This window comes from Mesorhizobium sp. ESP7-2, from assembly GCF_020164715.1.
Lineage (GTDB): Bacteria > Pseudomonadota > Alphaproteobacteria > Rhizobiales > Rhizobiaceae > Mesorhizobium.
The window spans coordinates 22,472-41,021 of record NZ_JAIUGQ010000006.1; the positions used below are offsets into that span (position 1 = coordinate 22,472).

19 protein-coding genes are annotated in these 18,550 nt (G+C 61.5%); 5 read left to right on the forward strand and 14 right to left on the reverse strand.

The genetic code is table 11. The features are described from left to right. Nucleotides 1-105 precede the first annotated feature (105 nt). The gene (locus tag LB543_RS08130; RefSeq protein ID WP_224613708.1) at nucleotides 106-1,275 is read right to left on the reverse strand and encodes a porin; all 1,170 of its coding nucleotides are present in this window, start codon (nucleotides 1,273-1,275) and stop codon (nucleotides 106-108) included. Nucleotides 1,276-2,216: 941 nt separating this feature from the next. Here LB543_RS08130 and LB543_RS08135 point away from each other — a divergent pair. Next, a complete protein-coding gene (locus LB543_RS08135) occupies nucleotides 2,217-3,011 on the forward strand; it encodes a hypothetical protein (RefSeq protein ID WP_224613709.1) in 795 nt (264 codons plus the stop codon). 42 nt (nucleotides 3,012-3,053) lie between these two features. On the opposite strand, the gene era is transcribed toward LB543_RS08135, so the two are convergent. The 9 genes from era to rpoZ form a co-directional block, all read right to left on the reverse strand. Beyond that, nucleotides 3,054-3,974 carry a GTPase Era gene (era, locus tag LB543_RS08140; RefSeq protein WP_224613710.1) on the reverse strand — a complete coding sequence of 307 codons (921 nt, stop codon included), beginning with the start codon at nucleotides 3,972-3,974 and terminating at the stop codon, nucleotides 3,054-3,056. Continuing rightward, complete coding sequence (gene rnc / locus LB543_RS08145) at nucleotides 3,971-4,696, reverse strand: ribonuclease III (RefSeq protein ID WP_224613711.1); 726 nt, start codon at nucleotides 4,694-4,696, stop codon at nucleotides 3,971-3,973. The genes era and rnc overlap by 4 nt, the downstream gene beginning before the upstream one ends. A gap of 4 nt (nucleotides 4,697-4,700) precedes the next feature. Next, on the reverse strand, nucleotides 4,701-5,450 hold the full coding sequence (gene lepB / locus LB543_RS08150; protein ID WP_027144187.1) for a signal peptidase I: 750 nt from the start codon (nucleotides 5,448-5,450) through the stop codon (nucleotides 4,701-4,703). Between the two features lie 78 nt (nucleotides 5,451-5,528). After that, nucleotides 5,529-5,942 (reverse strand): holo-ACP synthase, encoded by a 414-nt coding sequence (gene acpS / locus LB543_RS08155; RefSeq protein ID WP_224613712.1) that lies wholly within the window; start codon nucleotides 5,940-5,942, stop codon nucleotides 5,529-5,531. Next, entirely contained in the window at nucleotides 5,939-6,538 is a 600-nt protein-coding gene (locus LB543_RS08160) for a DUF2062 domain-containing protein (protein WP_224613713.1), read from the reverse strand. Before LB543_RS08160 ends, acpS begins: the two co-directional genes overlap by 4 nt. 254 nt (nucleotides 6,539-6,792) lie before the next feature. Next, nucleotides 6,793-7,173: a VOC family protein gene (locus tag LB543_RS08165; protein WP_224590550.1), complete on the reverse strand. Its 381-nt coding sequence runs from the start codon at nucleotides 7,171-7,173 to the stop codon at nucleotides 6,793-6,795. Between the two features lie 13 nt (nucleotides 7,174-7,186). Continuing rightward, on the reverse strand, nucleotides 7,187-7,765 hold the full coding sequence (gene pyrE / locus LB543_RS08170) for an orotate phosphoribosyltransferase (RefSeq protein WP_140759252.1): 579 nt from the start codon (nucleotides 7,763-7,765) through the stop codon (nucleotides 7,187-7,189). Nucleotides 7,766-7,789: 24 nt separating this feature from the next. Next, complete coding sequence (locus LB543_RS08175; protein ID WP_140759250.1) at nucleotides 7,790-10,018, reverse strand: RelA/SpoT family protein; 2,229 nt, start codon at nucleotides 10,016-10,018, stop codon at nucleotides 7,790-7,792. 229 nt (nucleotides 10,019-10,247) lie between these two features. Next, nucleotides 10,248-10,649 carry a DNA-directed RNA polymerase subunit omega gene (rpoZ, locus tag LB543_RS08180; protein WP_224613714.1) on the reverse strand — a complete coding sequence of 134 codons (402 nt, stop codon included), beginning with the start codon at nucleotides 10,647-10,649 and terminating at the stop codon, nucleotides 10,248-10,250. A gap of 283 nt (nucleotides 10,650-10,932) precedes the next feature. Between rpoZ and LB543_RS08185 the strand changes: the two genes are divergently transcribed. Both LB543_RS08185 and LB543_RS08190 read left to right on the forward strand, forming a co-directional pair. Then, on the forward strand, nucleotides 10,933-11,514 hold the full coding sequence (locus tag LB543_RS08185) for an NYN domain-containing protein (RefSeq protein ID WP_027144193.1): 582 nt from the start codon (nucleotides 10,933-10,935) through the stop codon (nucleotides 11,512-11,514). An 11-nt stretch (nucleotides 11,515-11,525) separates the two neighbouring features. Further along, complete coding sequence (locus LB543_RS08190) at nucleotides 11,526-12,182, forward strand: uracil-DNA glycosylase (RefSeq protein WP_224613715.1); 657 nt, start codon at nucleotides 11,526-11,528, stop codon at nucleotides 12,180-12,182. 33 nt (nucleotides 12,183-12,215) lie between these two features. Here the strand turns inward: LB543_RS08190 and LB543_RS08195 are convergent, their stop codons facing one another. Continuing rightward, nucleotides 12,216-12,689, reverse strand: a complete 474-nt coding sequence (locus LB543_RS08195) for an Lrp/AsnC family transcriptional regulator (RefSeq protein ID WP_140759246.1) — start codon at nucleotides 12,687-12,689, stop codon at nucleotides 12,216-12,218. Nucleotides 12,690-12,835: 146 nt separating this feature from the next. Here LB543_RS08195 and LB543_RS08200 point away from each other — a divergent pair, with 146 nt between their 5' ends. Beyond that, the gene (locus LB543_RS08200; RefSeq protein WP_224613716.1) at nucleotides 12,836-13,759 is read left to right on the forward strand and encodes a DMT family transporter; all 924 of its coding nucleotides are present in this window, start codon (nucleotides 12,836-12,838) and stop codon (nucleotides 13,757-13,759) included. 63 nt (nucleotides 13,760-13,822) lie between these two features. Here the strand turns inward: LB543_RS08200 and LB543_RS08205 are convergent, their stop codons facing one another. The 3 genes from LB543_RS08205 to dapA form a co-directional block, all read right to left on the reverse strand. Further along, the gene (locus tag LB543_RS08205; RefSeq protein ID WP_224613717.1) at nucleotides 13,823-14,533 is read right to left on the reverse strand and encodes a GH25 family lysozyme; all 711 of its coding nucleotides are present in this window, start codon (nucleotides 14,531-14,533) and stop codon (nucleotides 13,823-13,825) included. A 75-nt stretch (nucleotides 14,534-14,608) separates the two neighbouring features. Further along, nucleotides 14,609-15,088 carry an SsrA-binding protein SmpB gene (gene smpB, locus LB543_RS08210; RefSeq protein ID WP_027144197.1) on the reverse strand — a complete coding sequence of 160 codons (480 nt, stop codon included), beginning with the start codon at nucleotides 15,086-15,088 and terminating at the stop codon, nucleotides 14,609-14,611. 247 nt (nucleotides 15,089-15,335) lie between these two features. Next, nucleotides 15,336-16,217, reverse strand: a complete 882-nt coding sequence (dapA, locus tag LB543_RS08215) for a 4-hydroxy-tetrahydrodipicolinate synthase (RefSeq protein ID WP_140759348.1) — start codon at nucleotides 16,215-16,217, stop codon at nucleotides 15,336-15,338. 290 nt (nucleotides 16,218-16,507) lie between these two features. Here dapA and LB543_RS08220 point away from each other — a divergent pair, with 290 nt between their 5' ends. Further along, the gene (locus LB543_RS08220) at nucleotides 16,508-18,538 is read left to right on the forward strand and encodes a lytic transglycosylase domain-containing protein (protein ID WP_224613718.1); all 2,031 of its coding nucleotides are present in this window, start codon (nucleotides 16,508-16,510) and stop codon (nucleotides 18,536-18,538) included. Nucleotides 18,539-18,550 lie beyond the last annotated feature (12 nt).

Consider the following 18,550-nt stretch of genomic DNA (forward strand, 5'->3'; position numbering starts at 1 on the left):
AAATCAAGATGAGGCCTAGGTGCCTGGCAAAACAGCACCTTACCGGCAAACAAAAAACCGCCCGCAGCAATACGCTGCGGGCGGCTGGTGAGGTCGGTCTATGCCTTAGAACGAGCGCTGGAAGCGGAGAATGCCGCCGACGCTGCTCTTCTTGTTGGCCTTGGTCCAGTTGTTGAAGTCGACGTCGTCGAATTTGCCTGCATTGAGGTAATCGACTTCCGCCGTGACCACAAAGCCGGGCACAACGGTATAGGCGATGTTGGCGGCGATGCCGAGGTTCTTCCAATCGTCATAGGAGACCTGGGCGTTGAACGAAGTCTTGGCGTTGAACTTGTAGGTACCGCCGCCCCAGACTGCCCAGTTGCCGCCCCACTGCTTGTAGAAGCCGCGGCCTTTGGCATTGATGAAGTTGGTCGGATCGGTGAGGTTGTCATCGGTGCCATAGCCGCCCATGACGAACAGCGACAGTTCCTTGGTGACGTTGACGTCCAGACGAACCTTGCCGGCCACTTCCTCATAATTGCTGTCATAGGCGACAACGCCGGTGATCGCGCCCCAGTCGGCCTTGTACTTCAAGCCGCCGACGACATGGGGGACGTAGCTGTCGATAGTGCCGGTTTTGCCAGCACCTTCTTCGAGCGAGACCAGCCCGGAGAAGCCGTTGCCCGCGTCGAAGTAGTATTGAACGACATTGCTCTCCTGTCCGCCATAGGGCACCAGCGTGTCCTGGATGACGCTACCGGCATAGCCGATGAACGTATCGAAGGCCGTGTCGTCCTTGCCGACGCGCAGACCGCCGAGCTGAATCCAGGCGAAACGCAGTGAGAGCGACTTGTTACGGCCCTGCCAATCGTCCGCATTGGAGGCGCCCTGATCAAGGTAGTCCCCGGAGCTGTTGCCGTAGTTGAAGCGAGTCTCGGTGTAGGTCTTCAGGGTACCGAGTTCGGTCTCCTGACCGGTCCAGGTCTTCAGCGTGAAGCGGGTGTTCTTATAGTACGTCGAATGTGTCGTGCCGGCGTCCTGGTGATCCGGAACGTGGTTGACACCATCGAGCGAGCCGGCATCGCCGACGCCGATGTCATAACGGACATAGCCGCCGATGCGCAGGCAGGTTTCGGTGCCCGGGATGTAGAAGTAGCCGGCGCCATAGACGTCGCAGATCTTGACGTATTCGGCCGGTTCCGGTTCGGCGACGACGACCGCGTCCGCGGCGCGAGCGCCGGACACCGCGATCAGTGCCGCGGCTGAGCCGAGAAGGAGGCTCTTGATGTTCATTTTCTGACCTCTCCAGTCAAGTTAATAAGATGGCTTCTGAATTGTGGCTGGCGGATATGTTTTCCCGCCTCACCCCCACAATGAAAACGGGCTCGCACCGCGTCCCCTTTTCGCGGCGAACATACCCACCAACCTTCCGCCTTCAATGACAATTCCACGAATATGCCGGATTTACGCCACAGATTAAATCAGTGTTGCACAAATAACACTAACCGTGTCAGACCGATTTTCGGACTGGCACAAATGGCACATCGTCATTTTTATGTAATAATTTCACGTATATTTTATAATAAGCTCTACTTTGCCATCATATTATATTGTTTTCAAATCGACAACGTTACGTCGTCTAACAAATATCGAATAACCTACTTATTAAAACATCAGATCATCAAGTCAAACCTGGCCAATTTCTCGTGCATTCAGCCGACGATAGAGGGCCATGCGAAGGGCTGCCGGCGGCAGCGGCTTTTTTGATCCATCAGCGCCGTCCGATGACGGCGCCAAGTGTTTCGCCTCACGCCTGACGTTCGTGACCGATCACCGCATCGATCACTCGCCACGATTCTTCGATCTCGGCCGGGGCGACGTCTATGTGGCCGGCGGCTGTGATGAGTGCCTTCCACAGCGCCCAGCCACGCCCGCGCACCCAGGTCGCTTCATCTGCCGCGAGGCAGGCGCGAGCCTTCGGGCGCGACCGGACTAACTGGCAGGTGCCGCCAGCACGGGAATTGCGCGTCGATCAGCCGGCGCGCGAGACCGGTATCAATATTTGCTCTACCAACCATCGGTCCCGATCAAAAAACATAACTGCGTCCCAGAAGCGATGACGACGCGAGCGGAAGCCCTTGGTTATTCGAAATTTTAACTAAAACTGTGAGATCGAACAGAAATACTCAAACGGCATACCAAGCTGCATGCTGTATGCAGAAAGATGAAGCAATTTGCATCCACTCGTTTTCATCTTCGTTCTCGTCCCATTCGGCGCAATGTGGCTATTTTTGTTCGGGTCGCTGATTTATGCGGTCGTCCTGATCCAGTCACAGAGAAGGGGCGGCCGTTGGATCGCTTTCATTGTCCTTGTGCTCATGCTGATCATCGTCTTCAGACCTGAGTGGGATGACGTTCTCCGAGGCATTCGCTCGTATCAAATTGCATCATTGCAAACCGACAGTCCTACGTCGGCCCCACCCTATCATCTCACGGTATTCGATGCTCCGTCGGATGAGTCGGCCCTACTTGCGCTTGCGGAATCGGGGCTGTTCGACGTCACAATCTCAGCCCAGATGAACCCAACGAGATTCAGCCAAAAGATCGTGGTCGAAGAGTCGGACAAATGCATGACGCGCCGCACAAGCTTTGTCCAGTTTACCGCGGCAACCGGTTTTAAGCGTTGTGGCCGCCTCATCTCTGCGTCTGGCGCGCTCCCGCCCGAGCATCTGGTCTTGTGGGCTGATCCAGCTCCGCTTTTGCAACGATCGCGATGGGCTGATCGGCAAAGAGCCCTCCAACTGTCCGAGCAAACGCAATTCGGCACGCGCTTGCTCGCCTATTGCGAAACGAATTCGCCTCTGCGGCGAACACTCTTTGACCGTCTAGTGATCGCGTTTCGCCGTACGATGAGCGATTGCCGGAATCCGGCAACTCAAGATATCTACCGTATCCCTCATCCAGACCTCGTCACCTTTGTTTTGAAAGGCGTGGGGATCAAGCCCGCCGATATCGCAATAGGCAAGTAACTCGTTGCTCACCGATGCTCTGACGACAGAAGCCTCCGTGCGTCAGCTGGGAAACTCCAGCCCCATCTCGCGGTAGCGCTCGGGGTCATCGCCCCAGTTCTCGCGCACTTTCACGAACAGGAACAGGTGCACCTTCTGCTCCAATATGCCTGATATTTCCATCCGCGCGGCCTGCCCGATGGCGCGGATGGTCTCGCCCTTGTGGCCGAGCACGATCTTTTTCTGGCTGTCGCGCTCGACATAGATGGTCTGGTCGATGCGCACCGAGCCGTCCGGTTTCTCTTCCCATTTCTCGGTTTCGATATGCGAGGAATAGGGAAGCTCCTGATGCAGCCGGAGATAAAGCTTCTCGCGGGTGATCTCGGCCGCGAGCTGGCGCATCGGCAGGTCGGAAATCTGGTCTTCCGGATAATACCACGGGCCGGCCGGCAGCGCCTGCGCCAGATAATCGAGCAGGTCCTTGCAGCCGGAGCCGGTCAACGCGGAGACCATGAAGGTGCGCTGGAACGGCACTTTCTCGTTCGCCGCCGCGGACAGAGCAAGCAACGCTTCCGGCTTGACGCGGTCGACCTTGTTGAGGATCAGCGCCATCGGCTGGCGCACATCCTTCAGCCGTTCGAGGATGGCATCGGCGTCGCCCCTGATGCCGCGTTCGGCGTCGATCAGCAGCAAAACGATATCGGCGTCCTTGGCGCCACCCCAGGCGGTGGTCACCATTGCCGTGTCCAGCCGCCGCTTGGGCTTGAAGATGCCCGGTGTGTCGACAAAGACGATCTGCGCGTTGTCGTGGGTGGCGATGCCGCGCACGATGGCGCGTGTCGTCTGCACCTTATGGGTGACGATCGAGACCTTGGCGCCGACCAGTTGGTTGACCAGCGTCGACTTGCCGGCATTGGGCGCGCCGATCAGCGCGACGAAGCCGGAATGCGTGACAGGAGCCGCTGCGGTGTCTTCGGCGGTCATGCCGCATTCCCTTCATGAACCCAGACGCCCTCGCGAAGCAGAAGGGCAGCAGCGGCGGCCTGTTCGGCCTCGCGCTTGGAGCGGCCGCTGCCGGTCGCCGGCTGAAACGCGCCGACCTTGACGGTGACGGTAAACAGCGGATCGTGATCGGGGCCTTCCCGGCCGTCGATCTGATAGGCTGGAACAGCACTCGCCGCCTGATGCGCCCATTCCTGCAATTCGGTCTTGGCGTCGCGGCGCGCGGCACCCGATGCCAGCGAACGCGGCTGCCAGTATTTGTGGATGAACGCGCGGGCTGCTTCCAAGCCACCGTCGAGATAAAGCACTGCGATCAGCGATTCCAATGCGTCGGCGCGCAGGTTGACGCGCTTGCGGCCATCGAGCCCGCGCACGTCCGACCCGGCACGGATCAGGTCCGGCAGCCCGATATGCTCGGCGATGTCAGACAGCGCCTCGGCATTGACCAACGCATTGAGCCGCAGCGACAACTCCCCTTCCGCGGCATCGGGAAAGGCAGCCAGCAGCATATCGGCGACAACAAGGCCAAGAACCCGGTCGCCGAGAAACTCGAACCGCTCATAATCGGCGCCGGCATTGGCGCCCCGCGCACTGGCATGGGTAAGCGCACGCTGCAGGCGCTGGCGGTCGGCAAAGGCATGACCCGTGAGTTCCGCAAGCGCTTCGGCGAGCGCATCGGCGGTCAACCTTTTTGGTGCCGCCATGACCCTAGTTGACGAAATGGAAGAGGCGCGAAGCGCGCATCAGCGACGGCCATTTCCAGATTTCGAGCGGGCTTGCCTTGCCGGCGATCGAGAAGAAGACAAGGTTGGCGCGACCGACAAGGTTCTCGGCCGGAACATAGCCGACGGTGAAGCGGCTGTCGGCGGAATTGTCCCTGTTGTCGCCCATCATGAAATAGTGGCCGGGGGGCACGTCGAATTCGCGCGTGTTGTCGCCGATCGAGTTCGGCGACAGGTCGAGCGTATCATAGCTGACGCCATCGGGCAGCGTCTCGCGATAGACATCGATCGGATAATCCTTTTCCGTGATGTCGGGATTGTCGATCTGGCCGGTCTTGACGCGCGGCACGCCGACGCCGTTGATGAAGACTTGGCCATCCTTCATCTGAATCTTGTCGCCGGGCAGGCCAATGACGCGCTTGATGTAGTCGACGGACGGATCCGGCGGGAACTTGAACACCACCACGTCGCCACGCTTGGGCTCGGAGCCCCAGATGCGGCCCGAGAAAATGTCCGGTCCAAAAGGCAGCGAATAGCGTGAATAGCCGTAGGACCACTTGGTGACGAACAGATAGTCGCCTTCCAGAAGCGTCGGCCGCATCGAGCCCGACGGGATCGAGAACGGCTGGAACAGCAGCGTGCGAATGACCAGGGCGAGCAAAAGCGCCTGGACGATGACGCTGACGGTTTCGCCAAGCCCGCCGGATTTCTTCTGGGATTTTTCAGCCACGCTCATGTCGTCCTCGATTGTGCGTTGGATGGTATAGAGTCTCGGCGCGCGCTGGGCAACGTCAATGCCGGTCGTCAGATGCAATCAATGTGGCGCTTCTTCGACCGGTAGCGCTTCTACGATCACAAAGGCTTGAGCGAGCGGGAAATCATCCGTGATGGTGAGGTGGATCACTGCCCGATGACCTTGAGGCAGGATCTTCTCCAGCCGCGCCAGCGCCCCGCCGGTCAGCGCCATCGTCGGCGCACCGCTGGGCAGGTTGACGACACCCATGTCGCGCCAGAAGACCCCTTGCGCCAGACCGGTGCCCAATGCCTTGGCGCAAGCCTCCTTGGCGGCAAAGCGCTTGGCGTAGGAAGCCGCGCGGGCGCGCCGGTTCTCCGAACGCGCCTGCTCCACCTCGGTGTAGATCCTCTGGATGAAGCGCTGGCCGTGGCGCTCAAGCGATTTCTCGATGCGTGTGATGTCGATCAGGTCGCTGCCGATGCCGATGATCATTGGGTGGCGGAACCGACGCTTCCGCCGGGATGAGGCGAATGCTCATGGCGTCTCGCGCGCTCGGCCAGCCGCTTGCGCCTCTGTTCGCGAAAGACATTCATGCCCCAGCGCGTGACGCCGTAGAACACCAGGCCGAACCCCAGCCCGAGCGGCACGGCGCCGATCAACATCGGCTCCAGGACTGGATGCCATAGTTTGGCGAAGGAAAGCGTGTGCATCATCTCGCCCAGATGCGCCGGCGGACCGTGCGACGGAAGGCGATCGTGCAGTATGAGCTTGCCGGTTTCCCAGGATGCGCCCCACAAGAGCGGAAAGGTCAGCGGATTGCCGAAAAATACGGCTCCGAGAGCCGCTGCCACCAGATTGCCGGCGATCACCCAACACAGAACGGCGGCAATGATGAAGTGGAAACCGACGGGGAAGAACGAAGCAAAGACACCCGCGGCGACGCCTGCCGCCACAGCGTGCGGGGTGGCCTTCAGCCGCAGAATGCGCTTGGAGAAATATTGAAGCGAGCGCGAAAACGAACGGCGCGGCCACAGATAGGTGCGCACCCGCTCGAAAAGACCATCAGGTTTGCGCCGACGAAAAAGCACTCTCTTCCTATTCCCGACAATTCACAGCTTACACGCCCGCTGTTTCCAGCCGGGCTTCGACCACCATATCTTGCGCTTTACGGTCGCCAGAAGGCAATCGCGACTTTGATATAGCCATCCGCAACCTCCACAACAACCGAGGTCCACCTGCACAGCGGCCATAATTTTTGGTAAGGTTCGTTTCTCCACACCGGACAATCGCGGCGAATTTGAGAAGTGGTTTCGGCTAATGGTCGCAGCCAAATAATCGATATCTACCGCAGGTACTGGCTGACTTCGACAAGGTTGCCATCCGGGTCTCGGAAATAGACCGACATCATCGGCCCCTGCGCGCCGATGCGGTCGACCGGCCCGAGTTCCAGCGTCACGTGGTTGGCTTCGAGGCCGGCAAGGAATTCATCGAGCGGCCGGTCGGTGATCAGGCAGAAGTCACTGGATCCTGGCGTCGGCGACTTCGCCTTCGGCTCGAAGGTGCGGCTGATCTCGTGGACATTGATCTTCTGATTGCCGAAGGCGAGTGCCGTCGGCCGGCCCGGCGTATCGACGCGTTCAAAACCCAGCACGCGTTGATAAAAGGCGCAGGTCGCCTCGAGCGACGCCACCGTCAGCACGAAATGATCGATGCCGACGATCAATGCGACCTCCTCGTCAGATGTTACGGCTGCCGGGCTTGACGGCCGGAATGGCGGCAAGCTCCGGCGGCAACCTGTCCGGCGGGTAGGCTGGAACCTCATATTCGGCAAGCGCGATCAGCGGCACGCCGACATGGGTCTTGCCGGCCGAACGGTCGATGATGCAGGCGGCTGCGACCACCTCCGCGCCAAGGTCGCGCAGGCAATCGATGGTTTCGCGGATCGACAATCCGGTGGTGACGATGTCCTCGACGATGACGACGCGGGCGCCTCGGTCGATCTCGAAGCGCCGCAAGCGGAACTCGCCCCCTTCCCGCTCCACCCAGATCGCCGGCACGCCAAGGTGGCGCGAGGTTTCGTAGGCCGGGATCAGCCCGCCGATCGCCGGCCCGACGACATAGTCGATCTTGCCTGGCACCGCGGCGCGGATCTTCTGCGCCAGCGCCTTGCACAGCCGCTCGGTCTTGTCGGCATGCATGAACACCCGTGCCTTCTGCAGGAAGATTGGACTGCGCAGGCCCGACGTCAGGATGAAATGCCCCTCCAGAACGGCGCCAGCCTCACGGAATATGCCCAGCACTTCGTCGGTGTTCATCTCGTCCCCCATGGTCGGCTATCGCTAGCCATTGACGCGCCGCGCATCGCTGACGCTCGAATTGTCCTTGAGCTGCGACAGCAGCCGGTTGAGATGCTTCAGGTCCCAGACTTCGAGATCGATCAGCATTTCGGTGAAATCGGGCGCGGTGCGCACCATCGACAGCGTATGGATGTTGGCGTCGTTGGAGGCAACGACCTGGGCGATATCGGCAAGCGAGCCCGGCGCGTTGATGGCGGTGACCGAGACCCGCGCGGGAAACCGTTCCTTAGTGCGTTCGTCGATGTCCCAACGCACGTCGATCCAGCGCTCCGGCTGGTCGTCGAAAGCCTGCAGCGCCGGCGACTGGATCGGATAGATAGTGATGCCTGTACCCGGCTGGACGATGCCGACGATACGGTCGCCAGGCACGGCCCCTTCCGGCGCGAAGCGCACCGGCAGGTCGCCGCGCACGCCGCGGATCGGCACGGCGCCGGCGCCTGGCTGGTCCTTGTCCTTGCGCGCGGCCCGGCCCGGAATCTGGAACAGCATGCCGGCGGCGTTGCGGATCTTCGACCAGCCCTCCTCGCGCTGCTTGGGAGCCGCGGGGGTGACGCGCTCGTCCTTGTAGTCGGGGAAGACCGCCTTCATGACATCGGTGGAAGCCAGTTCGCCACGACCGACGGAGGCCAGTACATCCTCGATGTCCTTGCGCGCCAACCGGTGTAGGACGGGCTTCAGGCTTTCCTTGGTGAAGGTCTTGCCGGCTCGTTCGAAGGCACGCTCCAGGATACGCGCGCCAAGGCCGGAATACTGCTTGCGGATCGCATTCTTGGTGGCGCGGCGGATGGCGGCGCGCGCCTTGCCGGTGACGACGACCGATTCCCACGCCGCTGGCGGCACCTGCGCCTTGGAGCGGATGATCTCGACCTCGTCGCCATTCTTCAGTTCCGTCATCAGCGGCATGATGCGGCCATTGACCTTGGCGCCGACGCAGGTGTCGCCGACATCGGTGTGGACGGCGTAGGCGAAATCGATCGGCGTGGCGCCGCGCGGCAGGGCAATCAGCATGCCCTTCGGCGTGAAGCAGAACACCTGGTCCTGGAACAGCTCCAGCTTGGTGTTCTCGAGGAAATCTTCCGGGTTGTCGCCTTCGGCCAGCTGCTCGATGGTGCGCCGCAGCCAGGCATAGGCATTGGTCTCCTTCGAGATCGCGTGCACGGCTCCATTCGTCTTGCCGCCAGTGTCCTTGTAGATCGAATGGGCGGCGACACCGTATTCGGCGATCTTGTTCATCTCGCGGGTGCGGATCTGCAACTCGACGCGCTGGCGCGAAGGGCCGACGATGGTGGTGTGGATCGAACGGTAGTCGTTCTGTTTCGGCGTCGAGATGTAATCCTTGAAACGGCCGGGCACCATCGACCAGGTGGTGTGGATTGCACCCAGCGCGCGATAGCAGTCCTCGACACTGTCGACGACGACGCGGAAGCCGAAAATGTCGGACAATTGCTCGAAGGACAGCGCCTTGGCCTCCATCTTGCGGAACACCGACCACGGCTTCTTCTGGCGGCTCTTCACACCGGCCTTGATGGCGTGTTTCTCGAACAGGCCCGAAAGAGCCTTCTCGATCTCGGACAACACATCCTTATTGCGCTCGAAGATTTCGGCGAGCCGAGCGGTAACGGCGCGATGGGCTTCCGGATTGATGAAGCGGAAGGCGATCTCCTCTAGTTCCTCGCGCATGCCCTGCATGCCCATGCGCCCGGCCAGCGGCGCGTAGATGTCCATCGTCTCCTCGGCGATGCGCAGGCGTTTGGCCTCCGGCATATGGTCGAGGGTGCGCATGTTGTGCAGCCGGTCGGCGAGCTTGACCAGGAGCACGCGGACATCTTCCGAGATCGCGAGCAGAAGCTTGCGCAGGTTTTCCGCCTGCTCCGCCTTCTTCGACACGAGATCGAGCTTCTTCAGCTTGGTCAGCCCTTCGACCAGCTTGCCCATTTCGGGTCCGAACAGCTCATCGATCTCGGCCCTGGTCGCCGTGGTGTCCTCGATGGTGTCATGCAGCAGGGCGACGGCGATCGTCGCCTCATCCATATGCATTTCGGTAAGGATGGCGGCAACTTCGAGCGGATGCGAGAAATAGGGATCGCCGGAAGCGCGCTTCTGGTGGCCATGCTTCTGCATGGCGTAGACATAGGCCTTGTTGAGCAATGCCTCGTTGACGTCAGGCTTGTAGCGCTGGACGCGCTCGACAAGCTCATACTGACGCATCATGGGCGGAATCTCTCGGCGATGAAATGAATCATGCGCCGCACTACCGTACGGCGCATGTCATAGATAGCCACGAAACCGCCGGGACGGAAGTGCCGGAAGATTGTTCCAGCCAATTCCAAAGGGCTTTTCAGAATTCGCTCAGCCGGGTCGGATAGCGTAGTTTTCGAGAGGCACCGGAACCGCAGAAAACTGCGCTAGGCGACCGGCTGAATAGAACTATCAAAAGCTCTTAGTAGTCGTCGCTCTTTTCCGGGGGAACCAGGCCCTCGATGCCGGCCAGCAGGTCTTCCTCGGTCATGCGATCGAAGGTGATGTTGTCCTCGGCGTCGTCGGTGTCGGCGGCGGTAACGGCACCGCCAGTCTGGTCGGCGATCACTTCGCCATCGGCTTCGGGCTCGTCGACCTCGACATGCTTCTGCAGCGAATGGATCAGATCTTCCTTGAGGTCGTCGGGCGACAGCGTCTCGTCGGCAATCTCGCGCAGCGCGATGACCGGGTTCTTGTCGTTGTCGCGCGGCACGGTGATCTGCGCGCCCTGGCTGATCTGACGGGCGCGGTGGCCGGCCAGAAGCACCAGCTCGAAGCGGTTGTCGACCTTGTCGATGCAATCTTCAACGGTTACGCGGGCCATGGATTGCCCCTTTCATGCCTGGATGTAATGGAAAACAGGCGCGGTCCATAACCCGAACGGCGCCAAAATACAAGCATCATGGCAATGCGGGCCCACAGGGCAGTCCGCGTCCACGGTTCGGCGCCACGATCACAATTGCTTGCAGTGCGCCACCTGCCCTTGGATTGCCACCAAACTGGCGTTATCTCGGTTGGTTCAAGGTCAGCCGGTTTATTATGAGCTGACCGCCAGTCGCTACCGCATTTCGTTTAGACGGCCGTTTATTTCGAAAAGGACTATTTCCATGTTCGATCCCCGCGAAAAAATCGCCCTGTTCATCGACGGAGCCAATCTCTACGCCACCTCGCGCGCGCTCGGGTTCGACATCGACTATCGCAAGCTTTTGGCGAGCTTCCACAAGCGTGGTTACCTGCTGCGCGCCTATTATTACACCGCGCTGGTCGAGGACCAGGAATACTCCTCGATCCGGCCGCTGATCGACTGGCTCGACTATAACGGCTTCAAGGTGGTGACCAAGCCGGCCAAGGAATTCACCGACTCGACCGGCCGCCGCAAGATCAAGGGCAATATGGACATCGAGCTGACCGTCGATGCGCTGGAACTCGCTGACGTCGTCGACCACTATGTCATATTCTCCGGAGACGGCGATTTCCGCACGCTGGTCGAGGCGCTGCAACGGCGTGGCCGCAAGGTGTCGATCGTCTCGACCATGGCCTCGCAGCCGCCGATGATCTCGGATGACCTGCGCCGCCAGGCCGACCATTTCATCGACCTGGCGACACTGAAGAACGAAGTCGGCCGCGATCCCTCCGAGCGGCCCGTACGGCGGCCCGAACCGGCTGAAGTCGACGAGGACGACTACTGAGGCCGGTCGACTTGACCGCCCTCTCCGCTTCCGAACCCAGCCGCGACTGCCCACTCTGCCCGCGGTTGCATGACTTCATCGCCGAATGGCGGCAGCGCGAGCCGTCCTGGTTCAACGCGCCGGTGCCGACCTTCCTGCCACCGGGCGGCGAAGATACCGTCCGGCTTCTGATCGTCGGCCTGGCGCCCGGCCTGCGCGGGGCCAACCGCACCGGGCGCCCGTTCACCGGCGACTATGCCGGCGACCTGCTCTATTCGACACTGATTGCCCACGGTTTTGCACGCGGCGAATTCAAGGCTCGGCCCGATGACGGGCTGGAGCTCGTCGGCACGGCGATCACCAATGCGGTGCGCTGCGTGCCGCCGGAGAACAAGCCGGTGGGTGCCGAGATCGCCACCTGCCGGACATTTTTGGTGCCGACGATCGCTCGCTTTCCCAACCTGCGCGCCGTGCTGGCGCTGGGATCGATCGCGCACCAGTCGACGGTGCGGGCACTGGGCGAGCGCGTCGGCACCTATCCGTTCAAACATGGTGGGCAAGTGCCGGCCGGCGGCATTACGCTGTTTTCGAGCTATCATTGCTCGCGCTACAACACCAATACCGGTGTGTTGACCGAAGACATGTTCGTCAGGGTGTTCAGCGAGATCGCGGCATTCCTGAAGAATTGAGGTATCGGACACCGTACGGTCTCCGATACCTGCTCACACTGGCAGCAGGGCATCCGGTTTCACGTCGCCGATGGACGCATAGGTATGTGTTTCCTTCACTCCCGGCAGCGGCAGGATGACGCGTTTGAGAAAGTCCTGATAGTCGGCCATCTCGGCAATGCGCGCCTTCACGAGATAGTCGAAGCCGCCGACGACCATGTGGCATTCCAGAACCTCGGGCGCCTTTGCGACCGCCTCGGCGAAGCGGTCAAAGATATGCGGGGCCGTGTGATCGAGCCGCACCTCGATGAAGACAAGCATGCCGCGGCCAATCTTTGCCGGATTGAGCACCGCCCTGATGGCGGTGATGAAGCCGTCGCGAAACAGGCGCTTCACGCGCTGGCTGGCGCCGGTCGGCGACAGGCCGACCCGCGTTGCCAGATCGAGCGTCGTGCGGCGTCCGTCTTCCTGCAGCAGCCGCAGAAGAGTACGGTCGACGGCGTCCAGGTCGCCTGATTCAGGATTCACGTTCAAGCCACCTCATTTGCGTGAATTACACTTCAGATCGCGAAAACCAGAGTATTTTGTCGCAGCCATTTCGGCAATAGGCTGCGCTTCATCGCAGAGCCAGAGCTGTCTCCGCCTGGCGACATGAATATGGCGGCAGAACTGACATGGCGGACGGACGAGACACGGGAAACACAAGACCGGCGGTGATCGCAGGTCTCGTCATGATCGCCATCTATGCCGCGCAGTTCGTGGCCGCCCGCTTCAGCCTCAGGGAGCATCTGACGGCCACCGACATGGCCGGCTTGCGCTTTGCCGGTGCCGGCGCGGTGTTCCTGCCGATCGTCTGGAGGCGCGGCCTGGCGACCATGACGGCGCTGGGCTGGCGGCGTGGATCGACATTGGCGGCGCTGGCCGGATTGCCCTATCCGATGATCATCAACTGGGGCTTGACCCATGCTCCCGCCGCCCATGCCGCGGCGCTCTGCCCCGCGTCGATCGTCTTCTTCTCGTTCCTGTTGTCGCTGTTCAGGGAAAGCGCGTCGCGCCGGCGGATCATTGGCATCGTCACGATCATCGCCGGCTTGTTGCTGTTCATAGCGCCGGCGCGCACCGGTGCCAATAATGTCCTGTTCGGGGATCTGCTGTTTATCGGATCGGGTGCGATGTTTTCCGCTTATGCCGTCCTTGTGCAGCGATGGCGCGTCGAACCGGTCACGGCGACCGCGAGCGTCGTGCTTTTGTCCTGCCTGCCGCTGCCACTTCTCTACCTCTTTGCACCAAGCGGCCTTCATGCGGCCGCAGGCGCCGAGATCGTCAGCCAGATCGTCATTCAAGGTTTTCTCGCGGGCGCTGCCGCAATGTTCCTCTACACTTACATTGTCGACCGATTGGGCTCGCAGACGGCATCGCTGTTCCTGCCGGGTGTGCCGATCGCCACCGTGATGGTCGGCATGATCGTGCTTGGCGAGACCCCGCTGGCGATCCAATGCGTGGCCATCGCCATCATGGCCGCCGGGATGGGTTATTCGGCGATGGGTCGACGCATCACCAGGGAAAATCTGGCTGTCCCGACATCAGCTGGATCGTGAATGGTTCAGCTGCATGGCACGGGCTTTTGAAGAACCGGACCGCCATCGGATCGGGGCTGTTCATCAAGATGGGGAGGCAAGCAGCGCCGCCAGCTTCTCCGGCCCGCCCTGCAAGACGTTCAGGTCGACATCCCCCTCGATGCCGACCACACGCCCCCGGTTGTGGTACTGCCAGTAGATCCAGTCACGGCGGTCCGGCTCCTTGAGCAGTGAGCGCAGCCAGAGTGGGCGAGCGGCGATTTGCCCGGCATAGGCCACCTCGGCTTCATCCGTCAGATAGACGATCGCCGGCTTGCCGAACGCCGCCTCGACGGGTCCGAGGAAAGCCTCGAGTTCGGCGTTTAGTTGCTCGGGTGACGGGCGCTGCGGACAGTTGCCGCCGAACTCGATGTCGACGACCGGCGGCAGCAATGGCTGATCGTGCGGCACCACCGAGATAAAATTCCTGGCCTGGTCGGCGCCCGGCCGGCAGAAGGTGAAGAAATGATAGGCGCCGACGGCGAGCCCGGCGGCGCGGGCCTCGCGCAGATTGCCGGCGAAAGCATCGTCGACATGGTCGCCGCCTTCAGTCGCCTTGATGACGGCGAAAGCCACATCATCGGCGGCAACACGGCGCCAGTCGATCTTGCCCTGATGATGGGAGACGTCGATGCCCCGGACCGGATATCTGCCGCGGTCGGGGGAGTAGGTGTGGAAATAGACCACGGCGCCCACCACAACGACACACGCCAGGGTAAGACTGGCCAAGCCCCAGAGAACAATCCTCTTCTTCAAGACCATCCCCCTGTTGGACTTGCCGATTGTTCGATCTTGAAGCCCGACTGTTGGCTCTATCAGGCTGTCACCTGATCACCCGCGTTCCTTGAGCAGCCGGCCCTTTTCGCGCGACCAGTCGCGTTGCTTCTCGGTCTCGCGCTTGTCGTGCAGTTTCTTGCCACGGCCAACGGCAAGCAGCAGCTTGGCGCGTCCTTGGTCGTTGAAATAGATTTTCAGCGGCACCAGCGTCATGCCTTCGCGGTCGACGCTCTGCGACAGTTTTGCCATCTCGCGCTTGTTGAGCAGCAGTTTGCGGCGCCGGCGCGGCTCGTGGTTGAAGCGATTGGCCTGCAGGTATTCCGGCAGATAGGAATTGATCAGCCAGATCTCGCCGCCTTCGACCGAGGCATAGCTGTCCTGGATGTTGGCCTGGCCCTGGCGCAGCGATTTCACCTCGGTGCCGGTCAGCACCAAGCCGGTCTCGATCGTATCGAGCACCTCATAGGAAAACCGCGCCTTGCGGTTTTCCGCAACGGTCTTGTTGTTGGGGTCGGCTTTTCTGACTTGGTTCATAACGTCCGGAATCCGTTTCGAAACTCGCTCCTGCGAGTCAGATGATGGTGCTACTAGAGCGCCGCGCGTTTTTTAACGCGCAAAGGACGCTCTAGAAATCCGACTTTGCGCATGTTCCTTTCCGAAAGCGAAGTGCTTTCGGAGCCATGCGCGGAACCGGAGCGGAGCGTACATATAGTACGCGAGCACCGGAAGCGCAGGTGGCGCCTTCAGATGGCCGCAGGAGTAGAGTTTCCAAACGGGCTCGTTAATTAATCAAGCCGGCGTGCTTCATGGCCGCATCGATCTTTTCGGCCGTGGACTGCTCGATGGTGACCAGAGGCGAGCGCAGCACGTTCTCGACCTTGCCCAGCTTCGACAGCGCGTATTTGGCGCCGGAGACGCCGGGCTCTATGAAGATTGCCTTGTGCAGCGGCAAGAGACGGTCCTGCAGCTCGAGCGCCTTGGCGCTGTCGCCGGAGAGCGTCGCTTCCTGGAATTCGGCGCACAGCCTTGGCGCGACGTTCGAGGTCACCGAAATGCAGCCGACGCCGCCATGCGCGTTGAAGCCGAGCGCGGAGGCATCCTCGCCGGAAAGCTGGATGAAATCCTTGCCGCAGGTCATGCGCTGCTCGGACACGCGCTCGACCTTGCCTGTCGCGTCCTTGACGCCGACGATGTTCTTGAAGTCGTGCGCCAGCCGGCCCATCGTTTCCGGCATCATGTCGATCACCGAGCGCGGCGGGATGTTGTAGATGATGATCGGCAACTTGGTCGCCCTGGCGACGGCGGCGAAATGCTCGTACAGGCCGCGCTGCGTCGGCTTGTTGTAGTAGGGCGTGACGACCAGGGCTGCATCGGCACCGGCCTTCTCGGCATATTGCACAAGCCCAACAGCTTCCTCGGTATTGTTGGAACCGGCGCCGGCAACCACGGGGGCGCGACCCTTGGCCACCTCGATGCAGACCTTGACGACATGGCGATGCTCGTCATGCGACAGCGTCGGCGACTCGCCGGTGGTGCCTACCGGGACGAGGCCCGTGGTGCCTTCGCCAAGCTGCCATTCGATGAACGCGCGAAAGGCTTTCTCGTCGAAACGCCCGCTCTTTTCGAACGGTGTCACGAGCGCGGTAAGCGAGCCTCTCAGCATGTCGTCCAACTCCTTGGGACTTCTTGGTTCATGCATGTCGTGGCCCCAAACCGGTATCCACTTTTGGGCGACATGCATCGGTGTTTTGTCGTGCGCGCCTTCTAACCGAAAGCGAAGCCGCGCACCATAGTCTCGACATTGTTGCGCGGCAAGCATTGCCATGGTGCCAGCAAACGTAATTCGAACGGCCTCGATAACCCTTTGTTTACGAGCCCTTCACGACCTAAGTTTAGGCTTCTAGGCTTCTTCGCCTGCTGGTAAAATGCTGGATTAAGGAGAGATACGAGATCATGCCGAGGGGTCGGCCCCATCTGTTCGCGCTTCTTGGCGCCATCGCCGCGCTGGTGCCCGGCGTGGCGATCAGCGGCAGCGTCGATGTGCGGGTCACCTCGGCCATTCCGATGCCTGGTGTAGAGGACAAGGCGCAACCGGCGCCCTCACCCGGCGTCACGCTCTTGAAAAGCGGTCTGGATGCGCTGGCGGCCGGCGATATTCCCGGCGCGCGCGGTGTGCGCGACGCGCTGCCCGCACAATCGCTCGACCAGCACATATTGGCCTGGGCGATCGCGCTCTACGGGGGCGACAAGGTGCCGAGCGGCGACATCGCAGCAGCCGCGAAGATGCTGCCCAACTGGCCGGGCACCGTTGCATTGCGCAAGCACAGCGAGCGCGCACTCTATCGCGAGAATCCGGCGGCGGACATGGTCGTCAAGGCATTCGGCGGCAGCCAGCCGCAGACATTCGAAGGCGTGATGGTTCTCGCGCGCGCCTATGTGTCATCCGGCAACGCCAAGGCGGCGCGATCGGTGCTGTCGCCGTTCTGGCGCACCGCGATCCTGGACGCCAAGGACGAGACGGCTCTGATAAAGGAGTTCGGCAGCCTCGTTCCCGCCGCCGATCACCGTTTTCGCATGGAGCGCATGTTCTATGCCGACCGGGTGAATTCCGCCTTGCGTGTCGCCGGCCTCGCCGGCGCCCAGCCGCTTGCCGACGCCTGGGCGGCGGCTGACAGAGGCGACAAGAACACGGCCAAACTGCTGAAGGCCGTGCCGGCGGCGCAGCGCTCGGCCGGCTATTTCTTCGCGCAGGCCGAATATCTGCGCAAGCAGAAGGATTTCGCGGGCGCCGCGGCTATTGTCATGAAAGCGCCGGCAGACCGTGAATCCCTGGTCGATCCCGACGCCTGGTGGGTCGAACGCCGGGTGCTGTCGCGCGAACTGGTCGACCAGGGCGATATGAAGACCGCCTACAAGATAGTCGTCACGCATGCCGCCGAAAGCGCGCCCAATGCGGCGGAAGCCGAGTTCCATGCCGGCTGGTACGCGCTGCGCGGCCTGAACGATCCCAAGCTCGCGGCGACGCATTTCGCGCGCATCGCCGACCTTGCCCAGGGGCCGGTGACCCTGTCGCGCGCCTATTACTGGCTCGGCCGCGCCGCGGAAGTCGGCGGCCCCGGCAATGCCAAGGATTATTTTGGACGTGCGGCGACCTACGGCACGACGTTTTACGGCCAGTTGGCCGCCGAACGCGTCGGCCGGCAGGCGCTCAACATCGTCTATCCCCAGCCGAGTGCGGCCGACCGGCAGAACTTTGCCGGCCGCGAGGCCGTCTCCGCCATCAAGCGCCTGCAGGAGGCAGGCTACGACCGTTATGCCGAAACGCTCTACCGCGACCTTGCCGGGCAGTTGAACAGCCCGGGTGAACTGGCGCTGCTCGCTGTCCTTGCCGAAAAGCAGGACAACCATTTCATGGCGCTGAAAATCGGCAAGATCGCCGGGGCGCGCGGCATCGATGTCGGCGCGCTGTCGCATCCGCTCGGCGTCATCCCCGATTCGGCCAATATTTCAGGTTCGGGCAAGGCGCTGGCCTATGCGATCGCCCGCCAGGAAAGCGAATTCAATATCGGCGCCGTATCCAGTGCCGGCGCACGCGGGCTGCTGCAGCTGATGCCGGGAACCGCCAAGCAATTGGCGAAGAAGGCCGGATTGCAGTTTTCGCAGACCAGGCTGACAACCGACGCCGGCTACAATGCAACGCTTGGTTCGGCGTTCCTCGGCGAACAGCTCGATCGCTTCAACGGCTCGTACGTATTGACCTTCGCGGGCTATAATGCCGGCCCGACCCGGGCCAGCCAGTGGGTGGCGAAATACGGCGACCCGCGCGGCAAGGACATCGATGCGGTGGTGGACTGGATCGAGCGGATTCCCTACACGGAAACAAGAAGTTACGTGCAGCGCGTGATGGAGAATTACGAGGTCTACAAGATGCGTATTTCGGGCAGGTACGACATCATTGGCGATCTCGTGAACGGGCGCAGCTGAGGCACTCTTTCC

Bases quoted from the DNA above. Each gene is read 5' to 3' on its own strand.
- LB543_RS08220 (WP_224613718.1), top strand. From the start codon at position 16,508: ATGCCGAGGGGTCGGCCCCATCTGTTCGCGCTTCTTGGCGCCATCGCC.
- dapA (WP_140759348.1), bottom strand. From the start codon at position 16,217: ATGCTGAGAGGCTCGCTTACCGCGCTCGTGACACCGTTCGAAAAGAGC.
- LB543_RS08185 (WP_027144193.1), top strand. From the start codon at position 10,933: ATGTTCGATCCCCGCGAAAAAATCGCCCTGTTCATCGACGGAGCCAAT.
- pyrE (WP_140759252.1), bottom strand. From the start codon at position 7,765: ATGAACACCGACGAAGTGCTGGGCATATTCCGTGAGGCTGGCGCCGTT.
- era (WP_224613710.1), bottom strand. From the start codon at position 3,974: ATGACCGCCGAAGACACCGCAGCGGCTCCTGTCACGCATTCCGGCTTC.
- rnc (WP_224613711.1), bottom strand. From the start codon at position 4,696: ATGGCGGCACCAAAAAGGTTGACCGCCGATGCGCTCGCCGAAGCGCTT.
- LB543_RS08200 (WP_224613716.1), top strand. From the start codon at position 12,836: ATGGCGGACGGACGAGACACGGGAAACACAAGACCGGCGGTGATCGCA.
- LB543_RS08175 (WP_140759250.1), bottom strand. From the start codon at position 10,018: ATGATGCGTCAGTATGAGCTTGTCGAGCGCGTCCAGCGCTACAAGCCT.
- lepB (WP_027144187.1), bottom strand. From the start codon at position 5,450: ATGAGCGTGGCTGAAAAATCCCAGAAGAAATCCGGCGGGCTTGGCGAA.
- LB543_RS08130 (WP_224613708.1), bottom strand. From the start codon at position 1,275: ATGAACATCAAGAGCCTCCTTCTCGGCTCAGCCGCGGCACTGATCGCG.
- rpoZ (WP_224613714.1), bottom strand. From the start codon at position 10,649: ATGGCCCGCGTAACCGTTGAAGATTGCATCGACAAGGTCGACAACCGC.
- smpB (WP_027144197.1), bottom strand. From the start codon at position 15,088: ATGAACCAAGTCAGAAAAGCCGACCCCAACAACAAGACCGTTGCGGAA.
- acpS (WP_224613712.1), bottom strand. From the start codon at position 5,942: ATGATCATCGGCATCGGCAGCGACCTGATCGACATCACACGCATCGAG.